The 19,067-nt window shown below is 38.1% G+C and carries 17 protein-coding genes and 1 pseudogene; 17 read left to right on the plus strand and 1 reads right to left on the minus strand.

Annotated elements, in window-relative coordinates:
• The first annotated feature begins 97 nt into the window (after positions 1 to 97).
• From ytvI to ACOZIR_RS27685, 4 genes are all read left to right on the plus strand, one after another.
• Positions 98 to 1,129, plus strand: a complete 1,032-nt coding sequence (gene ytvI / locus ACOZIR_RS27670; protein WP_045295302.1) for a sporulation integral membrane protein YtvI — start codon at positions 98 to 100, stop codon at positions 1,127 to 1,129.
• A 159-nt stretch (positions 1,130 to 1,288) separates the two neighbouring features.
• Entirely contained in the window at positions 1,289 to 1,894 is a 606-nt protein-coding gene (locus tag ACOZIR_RS27675; RefSeq protein WP_421536091.1) for a DedA family protein, read from the plus strand.
• 24 nt (positions 1,895 to 1,918) lie between these two features.
• Complete coding sequence (locus tag ACOZIR_RS27680) at positions 1,919 to 2,704, plus strand: EcsC family protein (protein ID WP_310879172.1); 786 nt, start codon at positions 1,919 to 1,921, stop codon at positions 2,702 to 2,704.
• Between the two features lie 142 nt (positions 2,705 to 2,846).
• Positions 2,847 to 2,981 carry a hypothetical protein gene (locus ACOZIR_RS27685; protein WP_255256646.1) on the plus strand — a complete coding sequence of 45 codons (135 nt, stop codon included), beginning with the start codon at positions 2,847 to 2,849 and terminating at the stop codon, positions 2,979 to 2,981.
• A gap of 129 nt (positions 2,982 to 3,110) precedes the next feature.
• Here ACOZIR_RS27685 and ACOZIR_RS27690 read toward each other — a convergent pair whose 3' ends face one another.
• Positions 3,111 to 4,424, minus strand: a complete 1,314-nt coding sequence (locus ACOZIR_RS27690; protein WP_421536092.1) for an APC family permease — start codon at positions 4,422 to 4,424, stop codon at positions 3,111 to 3,113.
• A gap of 320 nt (positions 4,425 to 4,744) precedes the next feature.
• Between ACOZIR_RS27690 and ACOZIR_RS27695 the strand changes: the two genes are divergently transcribed.
• The 13 genes and pseudogenes from ACOZIR_RS27695 to ACOZIR_RS27755 all read left to right on the plus strand — a co-directional run bounded on the left by ACOZIR_RS27695 (position 4,745) and on the right by ACOZIR_RS27755 (position 18,651).
• Positions 4,745 to 5,290 (plus strand): hypothetical protein, encoded by a 546-nt coding sequence (locus tag ACOZIR_RS27695; protein ID WP_224357741.1) that lies wholly within the window; start codon positions 4,745 to 4,747, stop codon positions 5,288 to 5,290.
• A gap of 19 nt (positions 5,291 to 5,309) precedes the next feature.
• Positions 5,310 to 7,535, plus strand: a complete 2,226-nt coding sequence (locus ACOZIR_RS27700) for an alpha-galactosidase (protein ID WP_045295297.1) — start codon at positions 5,310 to 5,312, stop codon at positions 7,533 to 7,535.
• A 147-nt stretch (positions 7,536 to 7,682) separates the two neighbouring features.
• Positions 7,683 to 8,791: pseudogene (gene bioB / locus ACOZIR_RS27705) on the plus strand (biotin synthase BioB).
• Between the two features lie 242 nt (positions 8,792 to 9,033).
• A complete protein-coding gene (locus ACOZIR_RS27710) occupies positions 9,034 to 9,612 on the plus strand; it encodes a glycerol-3-phosphate responsive antiterminator (protein ID WP_025753238.1) in 579 nt (192 codons plus the stop codon).
• An 18-nt stretch (positions 9,613 to 9,630) separates the two neighbouring features.
• Positions 9,631 to 10,746 (plus strand): ABC transporter ATP-binding protein, encoded by a 1,116-nt coding sequence (locus tag ACOZIR_RS27715; protein ID WP_045295294.1) that lies wholly within the window; start codon positions 9,631 to 9,633, stop codon positions 10,744 to 10,746.
• Positions 10,743 to 11,678 (plus strand): carbohydrate ABC transporter permease, encoded by a 936-nt coding sequence (locus ACOZIR_RS27720; protein WP_045295293.1) that lies wholly within the window; start codon positions 10,743 to 10,745, stop codon positions 11,676 to 11,678. The genes ACOZIR_RS27715 and ACOZIR_RS27720 overlap by 4 nt, the downstream gene beginning before the upstream one ends.
• Positions 11,675 to 12,487, plus strand: coding sequence for a carbohydrate ABC transporter permease (locus ACOZIR_RS27725; protein ID WP_340141610.1), 813 nt, complete (start codon positions 11,675 to 11,677; stop codon positions 12,485 to 12,487). The genes ACOZIR_RS27720 and ACOZIR_RS27725 overlap by 4 nt, the downstream gene beginning before the upstream one ends.
• Positions 12,488 to 12,500: 13 nt before the next feature.
• Positions 12,501 to 13,841 carry an ABC transporter substrate-binding protein gene (locus ACOZIR_RS27730; protein WP_045295291.1) on the plus strand — a complete coding sequence of 447 codons (1,341 nt, stop codon included), beginning with the start codon at positions 12,501 to 12,503 and terminating at the stop codon, positions 13,839 to 13,841.
• Between the two features lie 86 nt (positions 13,842 to 13,927).
• Positions 13,928 to 14,665, plus strand: coding sequence for a glycerophosphodiester phosphodiesterase (locus tag ACOZIR_RS27735; protein ID WP_421536093.1), 738 nt, complete (start codon positions 13,928 to 13,930; stop codon positions 14,663 to 14,665).
• 223 nt (positions 14,666 to 14,888) lie between these two features.
• Complete coding sequence (locus ACOZIR_RS27740; protein ID WP_045295289.1) at positions 14,889 to 15,212, plus strand: DUF3870 domain-containing protein; 324 nt, start codon at positions 14,889 to 14,891, stop codon at positions 15,210 to 15,212.
• A 93-nt stretch (positions 15,213 to 15,305) separates the two neighbouring features.
• Positions 15,306 to 16,472 carry a DUF819 family protein gene (locus ACOZIR_RS27745; protein WP_340141608.1) on the plus strand — a complete coding sequence of 389 codons (1,167 nt, stop codon included), beginning with the start codon at positions 15,306 to 15,308 and terminating at the stop codon, positions 16,470 to 16,472.
• Between the two features lie 59 nt (positions 16,473 to 16,531).
• A complete protein-coding gene (locus ACOZIR_RS27750) occupies positions 16,532 to 17,605 on the plus strand; it encodes a dipeptide epimerase (RefSeq protein ID WP_045295286.1) in 1,074 nt (357 codons plus the stop codon).
• A 32-nt stretch (positions 17,606 to 17,637) separates the two neighbouring features.
• On the plus strand, positions 17,638 to 18,651 hold the full coding sequence (locus ACOZIR_RS27755) for a C40 family peptidase (protein WP_052942427.1): 1,014 nt from the start codon (positions 17,638 to 17,640) through the stop codon (positions 18,649 to 18,651).
• The last annotated feature ends 416 nt before the right edge of the window (positions 18,652 to 19,067 follow it).

Here is a 19,067-nt window from a genome sequence, read left to right on the forward strand (position 1 = left end):
AAAATATCCAAATTTTATTTTTACATAAAGCAGTCACTGGTTCCTTTCTTTATCAGTAAATGTAGAGATAGCTTAGCTAGTAGGGGGATAGTAGAGTATGTGGAAAAAGCGAATATGGGTCATCGCCTCGGTAGTAATCGTATGTTTGTTAATCCCTTACAGTTTACCGATTGTGTTTGCTTTATTAACAGCATTAGCACTTGAGGGTATTGTTCAAAAATTGCATCAATCTTTTAAAATGAAGAGAGTCTATGCAGTGCTTATGACCTTCATTTTATATGTTGTTTCGCTCATACTTATTGGATTTTTTATTGTTCGGACAATCGTTACGCAAGTGGTTGCTCTTTCAAAAATAGCACCTTCATTTGTAAAAGAAATCTATGAAACCGCAATTTATCCAACTATTATTAAGTGGAAGTACTATTCAAACGCTCTTCCTACAGAAGTGATTTCTTCTATCGAGCGCACACTTGAAAAAACCGTGAATTCATTAGATTCTCTACTAAAAAGTACTGTAGAAATCATCATTAGCTTTGCCGCTACTGTTCCTGGGTTTCTATTAGAGTTTCTTATTTATTTAGTAGCGCTTGTATTTATCAGCCTTGAGCTGCCTGCTATTAAAAATAAAATTAAGTCATTCTTAACAGAAGAAACGAAATATAAGCTACAAGTTGTCATCACTCAGCTTATCCAAGCGGGGGTTGGTTTTATCAAGGCACAAATTATCTTAAGTGTCATGACTTTTATAATGGCTTATGTAGGGCTTTGGCTACTAGATGTTCCGTATACCGCGCTTCTTAGTTTATTAATTGTAATTGTCGATATCTTACCAATCCTTGGGACAGGCTCTGTACTCGTCCCGTGGGGGATTTTTGCTCTTACTCAAGGACATGATTCACTTGCAATCGGCTTATTTATTCTATTTGGAGTCATTACGGTAGTAAGACGTGTAGTAGAACCAAAAGTATTTTCTACAAATATGGGTATTTCACCTTTGGCTGCACTAGTTAGTTTGTACATTGGATTTAAACTTTTAGGTTTTGTCGGATTATTTTTAGGACCGGCTTTAGTTATTTTATACGATGCTCTTCGCAAAGTAGGTATTATTCAAATTAACTTTAAACTATAAAAGCGCTGGATAAAACTAGCGCTTTTTTTATTGAAACTTTTGTAGTACGTCATACGTAAAGAGGGAAAGGAAAAAACTATGTCGCGTTGGTTTTTATCTATCAATCGGCTGAATTATAGTTTTGCAGTCTTAGATTTAATGACATGAGGAGGAGAATTTTTGTTAGAGTCGGTTTTACTTTCTTTAATTGAAGCGCTAAAACAGCTCTCTTATTTTGGCGTAATTTTAGCATTAACGTTTGAGTTTGTCCCGGCAGAGCTAGTTTTACCTTTAGTAGGGTATGGGGTGTATCAAGGTGATATGAACTTGTATCTGGCTATCCTTGCAGGTACAGTAGGCGGTGTTTGTGGACCGTTGACTCTTTATGCACTGGGACGTTACGGTGGACGACCGCTGGTTTTAAAATATGGAAAATACTTTTTGGTGAAAGAAAAAGAAATTGACGCTGCCGATCGCTTTTTTAATAAGTACGGCAGCGGGGTCGCTTTTTTTGGACGGTTTATTCCAGGAGTGCGCACAGCTATCTCTTTTCCGTGCGGGATGGCAAAAATGAATGTCTGGCTGTTTTCTATTTACACATTTGTTGCGATGCTTCCAGTAACGGCTATTTACGTATATTTAGGATATAAGTTAGGACCTAAGTGGAAAGAGGTGGGGCCGATTGTGTCTCAATATATGCAGCCTATTGGAATCGGACTGGTTGTTTTAATTGCATTGTTTTTTATCATTAAATATGTGCGGAATAAACAAGTAGGACAGAGCTGATAAATCGAGGAAAAGAGTGAGGATATGTCAGAGCATGAACATTTGAGAATAGAATTACGAAAAATTGAAAAGTGGGAGAAAGAACAAAAAGGACTTTTTTTCTGGGAGCGGCTGGCTCGCTTGCCTTTTTCAGCTTTAGATAAAGTAACCCCAAAGTTCATTCATCAAAAAATAGAAAAATTATTAGATGAAATTGCTAAGTATGTTGATAATGGAGGTCAGTATTTAGCTAATACATCTGCCACGCTAGAGAAAGCATCAGCCCAGTTACAAGAAAATAATCAGCTTTCAATAGAGGATATTCAGCATTTATCTCTGCAGGAAATGGATGAATTGGCGGAGTATTTTATTGAAGTCCGAAAAAAGAATGCACAGCTGCAAGGAGCTACAACAGGAGTAGGTGGAATTTTTACACTGGCGATTGATATTCCTTTTGTATTGGGACTTACACTTAAGACACTGCAAGAAGTGGCTGTTTCTTATGGTTACGATCCCACTGAGCAAGAGGAACGCATTTTTATGGTCAAATGCATGCAGTTTTCATCCTCTGATATTGTAGGCAAGCGTGCGATTTTAGAAGAATTAGCAAGCGGCAATCGAACGCAGAGCTTGCAGCAGCTCCAAGGTTGGAGAGAAGTGTTTCTAACTTATAGAGACAACTTGGGATGGAAAAAGCTATTTCAAATGATTCCTATAGCAGGAATGGTATTTGGGGCGTATATTAACAAACAAGCGATTACTGACATAGGAGAAGTTGGAATGATGCTTTACCGTAAAAGACGCATTTTGGAAAAGGTCTCACAATCTTAAAAATAAAAAGAGACTGGTGCGAAAGTATTTTAGTTGAAGAAAGATCCGAACGAGTTTGATTCTTGGTTGAGAATCAAACTCGTTCGGATTTTTTCATTGGTATAGTAAATGCAGCTTTCAAGTGTTTAGTTGCTTCTAGCTGTTGATTGGAGGGCAAGGCGAAGACTCCTGCGGAAAAAGCGGAACAGATGAGACCCCGCAGGAGCGAAAGCGACGAGGAGGCTCAACGGCCGCCCGCGGAAAGCGAAGCCTTGCACGGAAATCAACAGCGGTGTAACGAGTGATTCATACTAGATCGTTTACCCTTTTGTTCGTGTTTAGATGGGATTGATTTGCTTATGTCTCAATTACTTTTTTTCGACATTATTTCCGGGAAAATATGTCGAGGTGTGCTAAGTCTATTTCCTTAATCAAAATGAAAAGTAGGAATGGTAATGGTATTTTTTCGTCTAGCAATCAGCAAATAAATAATACCGATTATACTCCAAACAATACCGATAAATAAGGATGTTTTTTCTAAGTTAAGCCACATAAAAAACAAAAATAAACTGCCGAGTAGAGGCATAAGTACATATGAAATATATCCACTGAAGGAACGCTTGTTTTGATGAATAAAATAATGGATAAAAACTGCTATGTTCACTGAGCTGAACGCAATTAAAGCGCCAAAATTAATTAAAGAGGTAGCTTTTTCAAGAGACAGACCTAGTGAAATTAAAGAGAGACCACCAATAATTACTACGTTCCAAATAGGCGTCTTTGTTTTAGGGTGAATATAGCCAAAAATTCCTCGCGGCAGATAACCATCTTTCCCAATTGCGTAGAGAAGTCTTGATGCACTCATATGTGAGACAAGTCCAGAAGCAATAGTTGAAGTCAAGGCCGCTGCTACAAAAATAGATTGAAAAAGCTGGCCGCCAATTTTATAAGCGATTTCAGCCGATGCACCTTCTAAATCATGAAACAAAGAGGCTGAAGGGAAAAGAAGCTGAGCAAAGTAAGAAACTGTAATAAATAACGCGCCTCCTGTACATGCAATAATGAGAATCCCTTTGGGAATGGTTTTCTCAGGCTTAATTGTTTCTTCCGCCATGGTGGTTACGGCATCAAAGCCTAAAAAAGAAAAGCATAAAATGGCCGCCCCGTTTAATAACAGAGATACAGAGGCCGCTTCACTTATAAACGGTTTAAATGATAACTCTTCGCCTTGAGTTGTAGCACTTAAAATAATAAAGATGATAGCGACTAAAATTTGAAAAGCAACTAATAGCGTACCAAAAGAAACGGTTAAATGAACGCTAAAAATATTCATTATGGTCATGATGACAACAAAGCTGATAATCCATACGGCCTTTGGAACACCTGGAAACAGAGAGCTTAGGTAAATATTTGTCAAAAGTGCATTAATCATCGGTAGAAATAGATAATCAAGAAGAGCCGTCCATCCTACCAAAAAACCAATGCTTGGATTCATTACTTGCTGTGCGTATGTATAAGAAGAACCAGCTCCGGGAAAAGCTTTTACCATTTTTCCATAACTAATGGCTGTGAATAAAATAGCAATCAACGTGAATGCATAAGCACCTGAAACATGTCCATCTGTGGATTCAGTTACAATGCCAAATGTATCGAAAACGGCCATGGGTGCCATGTAGCCTAATCCTATCATGACGATATGCCATAATTTTAGTTGTTTAAGAAGAGAAGGTCCATGATTCATATTTGTCATCCTTTCTTTGTATAATCATTCTGCAGTATTTATTATTATACTATATTGTTAGATTTGTCATCTTTTTTTGAAAAAGAAGAGAAAATTGCGCGCTAAGAGATAAAGAGCGTTTAGTTAATTGCTAGATAAAGCAAAAAAATGCTTTTTTTCACTTTGATTTTTACCATTGAGTCTAGAAAGTATTTTACATAAAATGAAAGAAAGTAAAAAAGCTTCGATTAGAGTGATCTACTTGTAATAAATACGAAAACAAACTTTTGAATGCGGTTACATTTTCGTGGGTGTATAAACTTATAATGATGATAAAGGAGATGAAAGAAGTGATTGCTACACCCTATATAAACTTGGAGATAAACAAGGGACCAGGTGTGCATGTTGTATTGGATGAAACAAAAAAAGATGGTGTTTATTTTATTAAATTAACGGTCAAGTCGATTAAAAAAAGAATTCTTCCAAAAATGGCGTTAAAATGGAGCGTTCCGTTGTTAGATATTCAACTATATAAATCTATACAAACTAGTCAGGGGGATGTGAGTACCTCTTCTGTTCATTGTTTTATGAATAAGAATGGCTCTAACCGCTACACTATTGCATGTTCAGACATACTTCACCCTATTCGGTGTGCCCCCAATTGGAAGGAAATGTGTCTAGATGTGGAGATGACCCTATTTAATGAAAGCACTTGGTCTCTTCATAGCTACGAAACTGAACTGCGAGTAGATACAAGAATGATTGAAACAGAAGAGTTATTCCAAGATTTAGCCAAATGGTATGAGAGCAAAGAGATTAATGTAGCAGCTACTTTTGAGCATGCAACGGCAATAGATGAAAAAGGAAATGTCTCGTTAGATATTTGATGGTGAGGAGAGAGATAGAGTGGGAATATTATTTAATGAACGTACCAAGGAGTTTCACCTGCAGGGCCGCGATGTAAGTTATATCTTTTCAGTGTTGAGAAACGGGCAGCTTGGTCACTTATACTATGGAAAAAAGCTTAAGCACCGTCCGTCTTTTCAGCATTTTTTACGTGTAGAAACAAGAGGAGCTAGCGCTTCGGTATATGAAGGAGAACTAGCATTTTCTCTTGAAACAATCAAACAAGAGTATTCTTCTTATGGGACAACAGACTTCAGAGAGCCAGCCTATCAACTTCTTCAGCAAAACGGAAGCCGAATCACAAATTTTGAATACGATAACCATAAAATTTACAAAGGCAAGAAGCCATTAAACGGCTTACCTGCTACATACGTAGAAGAAGAGGGTGAAGCCACGAGTGTAGAAGTTGAAATGATTGATAAATTGCTCAATGCATCACTTATTTTAACGTACACCGTTTACGAAGACCGAAATATTATTACGCGTCACGCACGATTTGAACATAGAGGAGAAGAACCAGTCGATATTTTGCGTATCATGAGCGGCAGCATTGATTTGCCTACATCAAATTATGAAATGGTTCAGCTTTCCGGTGCTTGGATTCGAGAGAGACACGTGAAAACAAGAATGCTTCAGCCGGGTATTCAAAGTATTTCTAGTGCGAGAGGTACAAGCAGCAGTCAGCAAAACCCATTTTTAATTTTAAAGAATCCAGCTGCAACTGAACACATTGGAGAAGCGTATGGTTTTAGTCTCGTATACAGCGGAAACTTTCTTGGACAAGTGGAAGTAGATCACTATAATGTATCAAGAGTAACGATGGGCATTCATCCTTTTGATTTTCAGTGGCGACTAGAAAGTGGACAAACTTTTCAATCACCAGAACTAGTACTGGCTTATTCAAATAATGGGCTAAACGGCCTTAGCCAAGAGTATCATGAGCTTTATCGCAAGCGTCTCGCTAGAGGAAAATGGCGGGATTTAGAGCGACCAGTTTTAATTAATAACTGGGAAGCGACGTATTTTGATTTTAACGAAGAGAAAATTGTACATATTGCCAAAGAAGCACAAAAGCTGGGCGTTGAACTTTTTGTATTGGATGACGGCTGGTTTGGTAAACGTAATGATGATACAACTTCTCTTGGAGACTGGTTTGTAGATGAAAATAAGCTTCCGGGCGGTATGAAATCACTTGCTCAAAAAGTAACGGAATTAGGTATGGACTTTGGATTATGGTTTGAACCTGAAATGATTTCAAAGCAAAGCAATTTGTATGAAAAGCATCCAGACTGGCTAATTCATGTGCCAGATCGTCATCAGTCTCATGGAAGAAATCAATATGTGCTTGATTTTTCACGAGAAGAAGTAGTGAATTATATTTATGAACGAATGGAAGCTATTTTAAGTGAAGCACCTATCTCGTATATAAAATGGGATATGAATCGAAATATAACGGAGATTGGATCTGTTGGGCTGCCTGCGAATCGCCAGTTTGAAGTAGTACATCGCTATATTTTAGGAGTATATGATTTGTATGAGCGACTAACAAAGAAGTTTCCGGATATTTTATTTGAATCGTGTGCAAGCGGGGGCGCTAGATTTGATCCGGGAATGCTTTATTATGCTCCCCAAGCTTGGACGAGCGATAACACGGACGCGATTGAACGTCTGAAAATTCAGTACGGCACGTCTTTTGCCTATCCAATCAGTTCAATGGGAGCACACGTATCAGCCGTACCAAATCATCAAGTACGCAGAGTAACAAGTCTAGAAACAAGAGGAGACGTTGCGTATTTTGGGGCATTTGGTTATGAGTTGGATGTTACGCTGATGACAGAAGATGAAAAAGAAACGGTAAAAAAACAAATTCAGTATTATAAAAAACACCGATCTCTTATTCAAAATGGAACATTCTATCGATTAAAAAGTCCGTTTGAACAAGATGGAAATGTGACGAGCTGGATGGTTGTTTCATCCGATCAAAAACAGGCAATCATCGGTTATTATCAAGTATTAGCTAGACCAAATCCTTCTTATGAACACATTGAGCTAAAAGGGCTTCATCCTGATTATGAATATACGGTGATGGAAACAGACCAAACAGCTTATGGAGATGAGCTCATGTACGCAGGAATTGCTCTAACTCATGAGTATCCGGGTGTTGAAGCATACGATGAAAAATCCGGAGACTTTGTATCGGTTATTTACACACTGCAAGCGCAATAAGCAAAAAGCCACTTCTATATCATAGAAGTGGCTTTTTGAGTTAACTATTAATTATACAGTGTTGACATAAAAGGAGAAGTAATGGTAACTTTTAGTTATAATTGTTAACTTTTTATTTTTATAAGTTTACTAAATGGAGGGGAATCGATGGAAACCACAAGTTTAAGAGATTGGAAAGCACTTGCTCAGTCTATTATTAAAGGGAAAGAAATTACATATAATGAAGCGCTTCAACTTCTTCATGTACCGGATGAAGAAGTGTTAGAGGTCATGAATGCCGCTTACTTAATTCGTCATCATCATTATGGGAAAAAAGTAAAGCTCAATATGATTATTAATACTAAATCGGGTTTATGCCCAGAAGACTGTGGATATTGCTCACAGTCGATTGTATCAGAAGCGCCGATTGATAAGTATGCGTGGTTAACAAAAGAGAAAATTGTAGAAGGTGCTTTTGAAGCTCAAAAAAGAAAAGCAGGTACATATTGTATCGTGGCGTCAGGCCGCCGCCCTACTGATAAAGAAGTAGCGCACGTAGTGGGAGCGGTAAAAGAAATTCGTCAAAAGACAGACTTGAAAATCTGTGCCTGTCTAGGATTTTTAACAGATGATCANGCCGCCGCCCTACTGATAAAGAAGTAGCGCACGTAGTGGGAGCGGTAAAAGAAATTCGTCAAAAGACAGACTTGAAAATCTGTGCCTGTCTAGGATTTTTAACAGATGATCAAGCACACGAACTAGTCGAGGCGGGTGTTCATCGCTATAATCATAATTTAAATACTCACGCTGATAACTACGACAGCATTTGTTCTACACATGGCTATGAAGATCGAGTCGATACGGTTACTACATCTAAAAAAGCAGGTTTGTCACCTTGTTCTGGTGCGATTTTTGGAATGGGCGAGACAAATGAACAAGCCGTTGAATTAGCTTTTCAAATTAAAAAGTTAGATGCAGATTCTATTCCATGCAACTTTCTTGTTGCCGTTCCAGGAACGCCTCTAGAAGACAAAAAGGCGTTAAAGCCAATGCAATGCTTAAAGCTGTTAGCGATGATGCGTTTTGTAAATCCAACCAAAGAAATTCGAATTTCAGGAGGCAGAGAAGTCAACCTCAGATCACTTCAGCCGCTTGGTTTGTTTGCTGCAAACTCAATTTTTGTAGGTGATTACTTAACGACTCAAGGTCAAGAACCTACAGCTGACTGGGGTTTAATTGAAGATTTAGGATTTGAAATTGAAGAATGTGCACTGTAAAGCCGTTGAGAAATCAACGGTTTTTTGATTTTTAGGCGATTTACAGGAACTATACGGTTTTTTTACAAAACTCAACAGCTTCTTTATATTTCCTTCATAAATAATCATTATTATGAAACATGTGAACGATAAGTGAATAGTTACTAAGGTTATGAAATTGAGAAACCACAAAAAACAATAGGTCTATATCAATACCCTATGCGTTTTTTGTGGTTTTTTGTGAATGAAAGGAAGGCATCGTCTTGAATAAGGAAGCAGATTTCTTACAACAGCTTGGGCAAGACCGTTTAATTGCATCTATTAAAAGCCCAAAAAATTTAGAGCAATTTTTAGAAACAGAGATCCAGGCAGCCTTTTTATTAACGGGCAATATTAGTGTGATTAAACGCTATGTAGATTTACTCAAACAGCATAATCGAACGGTTTTTTTACACGTTGAAAAAATTCCGGGGATTAGCTATGACCGAGAAGGGCTTAAATTCCTTGCTAAGTTTGTAAAGCCTACAGGTATCGTAACTACTAAAAGTTCACTCATTAATTACGCAAAGCAAGAAGGACTGGTTGCTATTCAGCGGCTGTTTTTAGTTGATACAGACGCGGTAGCACAAGGGTTAAAAACCGTTCAAGATATTAAACCGGATGCATTAGAACTAATGCCAGGATTAATTCCGGAGATGATAGAAAAAGTCGTTAAAAAAACAAGTATCCCTATTATTACGGGTGGACTCATTCAAAATGAAAGCCATATCCAAGCTGCTTTAAAAGCAGGAGCTACGGCAGTTTCTACAGGGAAATCATGGTTGTGGAAAAAATATGAATAAGAGAAAGGAGCGTTTTTAATGAAAAAAGTAGAGCTAGTTAACATTGGGAAGTCATACGATCAAAAAACAAATGTTATTCAAGATATTAACGTCACAATTGAACCGGGAGAGTTTTTCGTACTAGTAGGTCCTTCAGGGTGCGGGAAAAGCACAATGCTGAGAATGATTGCCGGATTAGAAGAAGTCACGCAGGGAGAGCTGCTAATTGGAGATGTAAAAGCAAATAAACTGCTTCCAAGTCAGCGCAATTTGTCAATGGTGTTTCAAAACTATGCCTTATATCCGCATTTGACAGTGGAACAAAATATTCTTTTTGGTCTGCATACAAAGAAAATTTCAAAGCAAGAACAGCAAAAGCGCTGCAGGGAAGCAGCAGAAATGCTTGGTTTAAGTGAATATTTAAAGCGAAAGCCTAGACAGCTTTCGGGAGGACAGCGTCAGCGTGTAGCGCTCGCACGTGCTATTGTTACTCATTCGCCTATTTGCTTGATGGATGAGCCGTTATCCAACTTGGATGCGAAGCTGCGAGCAAAGATGAGGTCAGAAATTCGTCAGATTCAGCGTAAGTTAGGTATTACGATGATTTATGTCACGCACGATCAAACAGAGGCGATGACGATGGCAGATCGAATGATGATTTTAAATGGAGGAAATATTCAACAAGTTGGACGTCCGCTTGATATTTACAATGCACCAAAGAACACGTTTGTAGCATCTTTTATAGGTTCTCCCCCTATGAATCTATCAAACGTTTCTATAGAAAATAACTTACTAGTTTTTGAAGATAGACGAGCTATTTCTATGAGTACACCACACAGTAACCTTAACGGTAAAAAAGAAGTTGTGGTTGGAGTGAGACCTGAGCATATACAGCTTGCGACAAACGATAACACGAGTTTTATTGTGGAGGTAGATAATGTAGAAATTCTAGGCACGGAAACACTGCTTACATTTCATATAGGTGACAAGCAGTGGATGGCTAAGTGGAACGGTCAATGGAATATAAAGGTGGGAGAGCGCGTTCCTATTTTTATCGATCCAAAACACCTGTTTTTATTTGATGGTGATACAGGTTCATGCTTGCACTACGAACCATTAACGGAAGATTTAACTGTAAAGGGGGCATTTGTATGAATGCTGTTACCAAAACAGCAAACTCGCCTGTTTCTGTTTCATCAAATCCAAAAGAAAAGAAGTCAATGCCTAATATTATTGTAGGATTATCTTACTTGCTACCATCATTGTTGTTATTTGGGGTATTTCTTTTCTACCCAATGATTAAGACCTTATATTTAAGTCTTTTTATTACAGACACACAGGGAAACCCCTTAAATTTTGTAGGACTGCAAAATTTCTTTTATCTATTTACAGATCCGAACTTTTTGCAAAGTATGAAAGCCACTTTTCTATTTGTACTCTACACAGTGCCTATTGGTTTAATTATTGCATTGTTCCTAGCGTTAATCGCCAATGAAAAGCTGAAAGGAATTGGTTTTTTCAGAACAATGTTTTCATCTACGATGGGAATGAGCGTAGCGGCTTCTTCTGTGATTTGGATGTTTATGTATAATCCGACAATCGGGGTTATCAATAAAGTATTAAACCTTGTAGGGATTCATGACGTGCAGTGGTTATTAGATCCTAAGTATGCATTGGTTGCTGTGTCCATCTCTACGATTTGGATGAACATTGGGTTTACTTTTTTAATCTTACTTGGCGGGTTACAAAATATTGATGAAAAGCTGTATGAAAACGCGCGTATTGCTGGAGTTAGCTATTGGTATCAGCTGCGTAAAATTACGCTTCCTATGCTTTCGCCAACGCTGTTTTTTATTATCACCGTTTCGTTTATTAACGCGTTTCAAACGTTTGGACAAATTGATATTTTAACAAAAGGCGGACCTACAGATTCGACAAATGTCATTGTTTATTCAATCTACAAAGATGCATTTGTAAACTATAATGTTGGTTCTGCGAGCGCTCAAGCTACAATTTTGTTTTTCTGTATTCTACTGGTTACCGCTCTTCAATTCAAGCTGGGGGAAAGGAAGGTACATTATCAATGAGCATCACGAGAAAATGGACAACTTACTTGCTACTCATTGCAGCTACTTTAGTATTGATGTTTCCTATTCTATACGCTTTTTCCATTAGTTTTATGAGTGGAGCGGAAGTGTTGGAAGGAAAGATTTGGCCGTCATCTTTTTCATTTGAAAACTATCGGGATGCTTTTGAAAAAGTTCCGCTGCTTCATTATTTAATTAACAGTTTTGCAGTGTCTATCTTCGTAATGGCTGGGCAACTGTTAGTTTCGAGTTTGGCTGCTTTTGCATTTGTATTTATTAAATTTAAAGGAAGAGATGCTATTTTCTTTCTCTTTATTTCTACGATGATGATTCCATGGGAAGCCACGATGGGTCCTAACTTTTTAACAGCACAAAAGCTAGGATGGATTAATAACTATTTAGGATTAACGATTCCTTTTTTTGCTTTAGCGTTTGGGACATTTTTATTGCGTCAACAGTTTAAAACCATTCCGAATGAGTTATATGAAGCTTCACAAGTTGCAGGGGTCAGCCGCTTTCGTTTCTTTTGGAACGTCGTGCTCCCTGTGTCTAAAACAAGTCTAGTTACGCTTGGTGTATATAGCTTTTTAACAACATGGAATATGTATTTATGGCCACTATTAGTGACAAATACGGAGGATGTTCGTACCGTTCAGATTGGTTTAAAGCAAATGCAAACACAGGAGATTTCAACTGATTGGGGCGTGGTTATGGCCGCTGTCGTTGTTGTTATCTTACCGACATTATTACTATTATTCCTAGGTCAAAAACGTCTTCAAAAAGGATTAACCCAAGGTGCAATTAAATAGGAGAGTGAATGTGATGAAAAAGATATTGGCTATCGTAACGGCATGCTTGCTAGTTATTCTAGGTGCTTGCTCAAATTCAACTGGTTCTTCGGAAGCGCAAGAAACAAAAAAAACAGCATCAGGTAAAACAGAAGTCGTATTTTGGCACGCTATGAGCGGTGATCTTGAAAAATCACTCAATAAAATTGTCGATGAGTACAATAAATCTCAGGACAAAGTCGAAGTAAAGCCTGTTTTCCAAGGAACGTATGAGGAGGCACAAACAAAATTTAATACAGTAGCAGGAACAAAGGATGCACCGGCTATTATGCAAACGTTCGAAGTAGGAACGAAATTCATGATAGACAGCGGCAAGATTCAGCCTGTTCAAAAGTTTATCGATCAAGACCACTATGATACTTCACAGTGGGAGAAAAACATTTCAAGCTATTACCAAGTAGATGGAAAGCAATATTCAATGCCGTTCAACTCTTCAACACCTGTTCTTGTTTACAACAAAGATGCTTTTAAAAAAGCAGGGTTAGATCCTGAAAATCCTCCAAAAACGTATGATGAATTAAAGGCAGCTGCAAAGAAATTAACAGAAAAACAAGGAAATAAAACATCGCAATACGGTTTTTCAATTCTAAATTACGGATGGTTCTTTGAAGAGCTAGTTGCTTCTCAAGGCGGTTTGTATGTGGATCATGAAAACGGCCGTAAAGGTGATGCTGAGAAGGCAGTATTTAATGGAAAAGAAGGACAAAACGCATTTAATTTAATCAATGATATGTACAAAGAAGGTACATTTTACAACGTAGGGCAAAACTGGGATGATATGCGCGCAGCCTTTCAATCTAAAAAAATTGCAATGTTCCTAGACTCATCAGCAGGTATTAAAACATTAGTAGACAATGCTCCATTTGATGTAGGTGTATCTTATATTCCGGTTCCAAAAGAAGAGGATCGCCAAGGAGTAGCTATCGGCGGAGCATCTTTATGGATGTCTAAAGGCATCAGTGATGAAACATCAAAAGCAGCATGGGACTTCATGAAATATTTAGCAACACCAGAAGTTCAAGCAAAATGGCATGTAGAAAGTGGATACTTTGCAGTTAACCCAAAAGCGTATGAACAAGATATTGTAAAAAAAGAGTGGGAGAAATATCCGCAGTTAAAAGTAACGGTTGATCAGCTTCGTGAAACAAAGTCTACGTCAGCGACACAGGGTGCTTTAATTTCTGTGTTTCCTGAATCGCGTCAAAAGGTAGTAACAGGAATGGAAAGCCTGTATCAAGGAGTAAAGCCAAAAAGAGCACTTGATCAAGCAGCAAAAGAAACAAATAGAGCATTAGAAGTAGCCAATCAAAAATAACGTATGATTACGAAGCTCGTCTTTCAAGTTATTTTGAGGACGAGCTTTTTACTTAGTGAATGACTAGTTAGGGGAGATAGAGGACAATGAATACTTCAATTGATCTTTATGCGCATCGCGGCTTTAGCGGACGATATCCTGAAAATACAATGATTGCATTTGAAGAAGCTAGGAAAATGCAAGTTGCAGGTATTGAATTAGATGTACAATTAACAAAAGACGGGGAAATAGTAGTTATTCACGATGAACGAATTGACAGAACGACGAATGGAATGGGGTATGTTCAAGAATTTTCATACAAACAGCTGCGTTTATTCGATGCTGGAAGTTGGTATGACTCTCGTTTTTCTAAACAATCGATTCCAACTTTAGTAGAAGTGTTTGAGTGGATGACGGACAAAAAGACAAAATTAACGGTGAATATTGAGTTAAAAAATGACCGAATTTACTATCCAAAACTTGAAGAAAAAGTTCTTCGTCTAATCGATGAGTTTGATTTAGAAGATCAAGTTATTTTGTCATCTTTTAACTATGATAGCTTGGCTAAAGTGAGATCTCTCCATTCATATATACCAACAGGTTTTTTATTTGAAGGGGTGAGCGAGGAGGCGATTGGAAAAACGAAATCGATTGGAGCGCATCTACACTGTGATATGTCGTTTGCTCTTTCTCCATACGGGAAAAAAGCAAAGCAAGAAGGATTAGACTTACGAGTATATACGATTAATGAAATGGAGGACCTCTTAAAGCTCCAGCAGGCTTCAGTAGAAGTAGTAATGACAGATTACCCTAACCGTTTTTCCTCTATAATGTTCAAAGGATGACGTAGAAAGGCCGTATGTATTCATACGGCCTTTTTTACAGGATAAAAATTTTTTTATTCTGAATAGTATAAAATTTATATTGTGAAATTGTTTTATAGATGATATATTGAGAATAGATTATAATGTTCCTTGTGAAAGCGAATACATGTTGCGTAGCTCCGCAAACGTTCATTTGCCGGTCCCTAGCATCGTCTGTTAGCTCTTTTAGGAGGAATAAAAAATTATGTATGATCAAGATACTATCTACATTATTGGAGATGCCAAAGCTCCTCAAAGCAATCCGATCACTAAAAAGTTCAATCAGTATTTTTTAGGATTGGTAGTTGATAAAACAAATGGGAAAATTATTGATGTGGAATGCTCAGCGACGATTGAGCTGACCGTTCGATTTGTTCAATCGATTTTTATTGGACGTCACATAAGTGATCCCACCCTTACAGACGAAATTAACAGCCGCTACTTTGGGTCTTCCCAAAAAGCGCTGGTGGTAGCGTTTTATGATGCACAGAAAAAATATCAGCAAATAACAGCTGCTTTGTCTACATAGACCTAGACGAAATCCAGCCTGACGTTTTCAAACGTTAGGCTGGATTTTGTTTTGTATAAAAACATTTTCGTGGAGATGAAGGGGGAAGAATAAATGATTCAAGATGGATTTATGTATGTGAGTGTGTTAACTGCCTTTGCGGCGCTCATGGTAGGAATTGAAAAAAGATTTAAAGCCAATCGATTTTTTAAGTTTATTCCAGGTATTGTACTTATTTATATAGGAGCTGCTCTTATGCAAACGGCTGGATTATTTGGGGACAGCGAGTCAAATGCCTCCATGTATACGGGCGTTAAAAATGCACTTCTTCCTGCTATGCTGATGCTTATGCTCCTAAAGTGTGATGTTCGAAGTGTAATTAAACTTGGGCCAAGAATGCTGGGAGGGTTCATCGTTGCGGTTTTTAGTATAATGATAGGTTTTATCCTAGTCTATGCCATCTTTAAGAATTTCTATGTAGAGGATACGTGGAAAGCTTTTGGGGCTTTATCAGGAAGCTGGACCGGGGGATCAGCTAACATGGTTGCCCTCCAAGGGATCTTGGATGTTCCAGAAAATATATTTGGCTACGCTCTTATGATGGATACGATTAACTATGCCGTATGGGTTATGTTTATGTTTTGGCTTGTACCATTTGCATCTAAATTTAATAAATGGACAAAAGCAGACGTCAGCTTTATTGAGAATAGTATAGATGAAGTCGCAGCAACGTCTGAAAGCAAAAAAGAAGGTCCTCAGTTTCAGCATCTTCTTTATTTGCTTGGTCTAGGTTTGTTCGTTTCGGCATTATCTACATTTATCGGAGGGCGTTTGCCTGAAGTGGGGGCCGTTATTAATGCAACGAGCTGGACGATTATGATTGCTTCTGTCGTTGGTTTAGTACTTGCTGTAACCCCAGCGGCAAAAATTCCAGGTACGCTCGATGTATCCAATGTTATGTTATACATCGTTGTAGCGCTAATTGCTTCCCAATCAGATTTTTCAAAATTAGCTCAGGCTCCTATTTACTTAGTATCTGGTTTTCTCATTATGTTCGTGCACTTAGTGATCATGCTGCTGCTAGCTAAACTATTTAAATATGATTTATTTACGCTCGGGGTAGCAAGTTTAGCTAATATTGGCGGAATGGCGTCTGCTCCAATGCTTGCAGCTGCTTATAACCGTGCACTGATTCCTGTAGGAGTCATTATGGCTCTGATGGGTTCCTTCTTAGGTACTTATTTTGGTATGATGATCGCCAAAATTTTAGGGACGATCTAAGAATAAACCAAAATACGTATAAAAGAATATTTGTGCTGAATCGAAAGGAAGCGATTGAAATGATAATTAAAGATATAACTGTAAAGCATCAAACCGTTCCACTGCTCGTTCCGTTTAAAACAGCGCTTCGAACAGCAACAGAGATAGACAGCATAAGTGTAGAAATTCAGTTAGAAAACGGAATAAAAGGAAAAGGAGCGGCTTCGCCAACATATGTTATTACAGGCGATTCTTTAGAAGGCATTCAAGCTGCACTTCAAGGACCTATTAAACTAGCGTTAGTAGGGGAGGATATACGTCAGTTTCAAAAACTCTTAAAAAAGATTCAAAGCTGCTGCATTCACAATTCAAGTGCTAAAGCGGCTGCCGATATAGCTTTGCATGATGCTTATACAAAACTCCTCAAAATTCCTTTATATGCTTTCTTGGGCGATAAGCAGCCTATCTCTACGTGTATGACAATAAGTGTGGATACACCTGAGAAAATGGCTGAAGACGCACAAAAAAGTGCAGCGGACGGATTTGATATTTTAAAAGTAAAGGTAGGTTCAATTCCTGAGCTAGACCTTGAGCGAATCAAACATATTCGATCTGTCATTCCGGATCGTGTAAAACTTCGTTTGGATGCAAATCAAGGATGGACCCCAAAGCAAGCAGTGCAATTAATTAATGAAATGGAAGCTCTCAATTTTGGTATTGAGCTGGTAGAACAGCCTGTTGCTGCTCATGATTGGGAAGGGTTAAAGTTTGTGACTGAACGAGTAAACGTACCCATTATGGCAGATGAGAGTCTATTTTCTGCCAAAGATGCATTAAAGCTTGTAAGCGGAAGATACGTGGATCTTTTAAATATTAAGCTAATGAAGTGCGGAGGAATTAATGAAGCAAGAAAAATCGCAAGTATTGCTGAGGCGAACGGTGTTGCGTGTATGATTGGAAGCATGATGGAACCATCACTTTCGGTTGGAGCAGCTGCTCATCTGGCAGCCGCTCATCCGAATATCACGTATTTTGACTTAGATGCTCCTCTTTGGCTTTCAGCTGAACTGGATGTATTAAAGTACAGCGGTCAAGAGGTTTTCTTATCAGATCTTCCCGGAATAGGAGAAATCACCGTTCCTATCTCAAAATAAAAAGATAGTAATATAGTAGAAGGAGAGAGACGATGAATATAAAACGTTGGCTTTTGACGGCAACAACAGTTATTTTAGCTACATTTGGGGTCAGTGCAGTTCCTTTAGTTCATGCTTCTGAAGAAAAAGAAACTGCTTATATAGATGTCGCAGCAGCTACTCTGTGGACAGCACCAAACATCTTGCGTGAAGTGGACGCCCCGTCAGCTACCAATCCGGTAGATATGAAAAAGTGGACCACATCGATGGATTTGAAACAGAAGCAGCAGTTATCTAGCGACGGAATGCTTGAGACACAAGCGTTATATGGAAACAAAGTAACGGTTTTAGAGAGACAAGGAGACTGGGTAAAAGTAGCTGTAGACGGACAGCCTACTTCTCGAAATGAATTAGGATATCCCGGATGGATGCCTAATAAGCAGCTAGCCTATAGCAAAAGGTACGACCAGTATGCAAAGGATCCTTTTGTAATGGTGACAGCTCCCACTACGTATTTATATCATTCTCCTTCTTTAAAAAAGAAAGGCATTGAAGTTAGCTATAACACGCGCTTACCTCTTTTGACAAAATCAAAGAGTGCATATAAAGTATTAAAACCAAATGGAAAGACAGCATGGATTTCTGCAAAAACAGGAAAAATCTACGCGTCTCAAAAAGATATTCCTGTACCAACTGGGACGGAGCTTGTTGAAAGTGGAAAGGCATTTTTAAACCTTCCATATTTATGGGCTGGCATGAGTGGTTTTGGATTTGACTGCTCTGGATTTACGTTTACGATGTACCAGTCCCATGGTATTACGATTCCACGTGACTCAGGGCCACAGTCTCGAGCAGGAAAACCAGTAGAGATGAACAACCTTCAACCTGGAGACTTATTATTCTTTGCCTATAACCAAGGAAAAGGAAGCGTCCACCATGTAGCAATGTATGCGGGAGATGGCATGATGATTCATTCGCCGAACTCCGAGCGGACAGTAGAGATTATTCCTTTAAACACGAAGGGATATATTGAAGAGTATGCAGGTGCACGTCGTTATTTACCTTAATCAGTAAGATAAGAAGGAAGCTCTTTTTGTGAAGAGCTTCTTTTTTAATATAAAGTATAAAAAATTAGAAAATTTAGTTTATTTACGTTTAACTACTTCTCAGTAAGGGAAGTAGTTAAACAAGAGAAAGAAATTATTTTTTTCTTGAAACATATTGACTTTATATGAAAAGCGTTATATTATTATAAAGCGTCGTTGAGACATAACGGTAACAACGAAGCTGAAAAAAAGAATTTTAAAAAGTTGTTGACATTACGTTGATAACTTGATAAGATAATAAAGTCGCTTAAGAGCGGCGGTTGAACTTTGAAAACTGAACAAAGCGACAAACGTCAACGTTAATTTTTATTTTTTAAATTGAGCAAGTCAAACATTTCTTCGGAGAGTTTGATCCTGGCTCAGGATGAACGCTGGCG

The sequence above is a fragment of the Priestia sp. D3YE.R1 genome (genome assembly GCF_049199565.1).
Classification (GTDB): domain Bacteria; phylum Bacillota; class Bacilli; order Bacillales; family Bacillaceae_H; genus Priestia; species Priestia aryabhattai.

Bases quoted from the DNA above. Each gene is read 5' to 3' on its own strand.
- ACOZIR_RS27725 (WP_340141610.1), top strand. From the start codon at position 11,675: ATGAGCATCACGAGAAAATGGACAACTTACTTGCTACTCATTGCAGCT.
- ACOZIR_RS27720 (WP_045295293.1), top strand. From the start codon at position 10,743: ATGAATGCTGTTACCAAAACAGCAAACTCGCCTGTTTCTGTTTCATCA.
- ACOZIR_RS27740 (WP_045295289.1), top strand. From the start codon at position 14,889: ATGTATGATCAAGATACTATCTACATTATTGGAGATGCCAAAGCTCCT.
- ACOZIR_RS27690 (WP_421536092.1), bottom strand. From the start codon at position 4,424: ATGAATCATGGACCTTCTCTTCTTAAACAACTAAAATTATGGCATATC.
- ACOZIR_RS27730 (WP_045295291.1), top strand. From the start codon at position 12,501: ATGAAAAAGATATTGGCTATCGTAACGGCATGCTTGCTAGTTATTCTA.
- ACOZIR_RS27715 (WP_045295294.1), top strand. From the start codon at position 9,631: ATGAAAAAAGTAGAGCTAGTTAACATTGGGAAGTCATACGATCAAAAA.
- ACOZIR_RS27735 (WP_421536093.1), top strand. From the start codon at position 13,928: ATGAATACTTCAATTGATCTTTATGCGCATCGCGGCTTTAGCGGACGA.
- ACOZIR_RS27750 (WP_045295286.1), top strand. From the start codon at position 16,532: ATGATAATTAAAGATATAACTGTAAAGCATCAAACCGTTCCACTGCTC.
- ACOZIR_RS27680 (WP_310879172.1), top strand. From the start codon at position 1,919: ATGTCAGAGCATGAACATTTGAGAATAGAATTACGAAAAATTGAAAAG.
- ytvI (WP_045295302.1), top strand. From the start codon at position 98: ATGTGGAAAAAGCGAATATGGGTCATCGCCTCGGTAGTAATCGTATGT.
- ACOZIR_RS27745 (WP_340141608.1), top strand. From the start codon at position 15,306: ATGATTCAAGATGGATTTATGTATGTGAGTGTGTTAACTGCCTTTGCG.
- ACOZIR_RS27695 (WP_224357741.1), top strand. From the start codon at position 4,745: ATGAAAGAAGTGATTGCTACACCCTATATAAACTTGGAGATAAACAAG.
- ACOZIR_RS27755 (WP_052942427.1), top strand. From the start codon at position 17,638: ATGAATATAAAACGTTGGCTTTTGACGGCAACAACAGTTATTTTAGCT.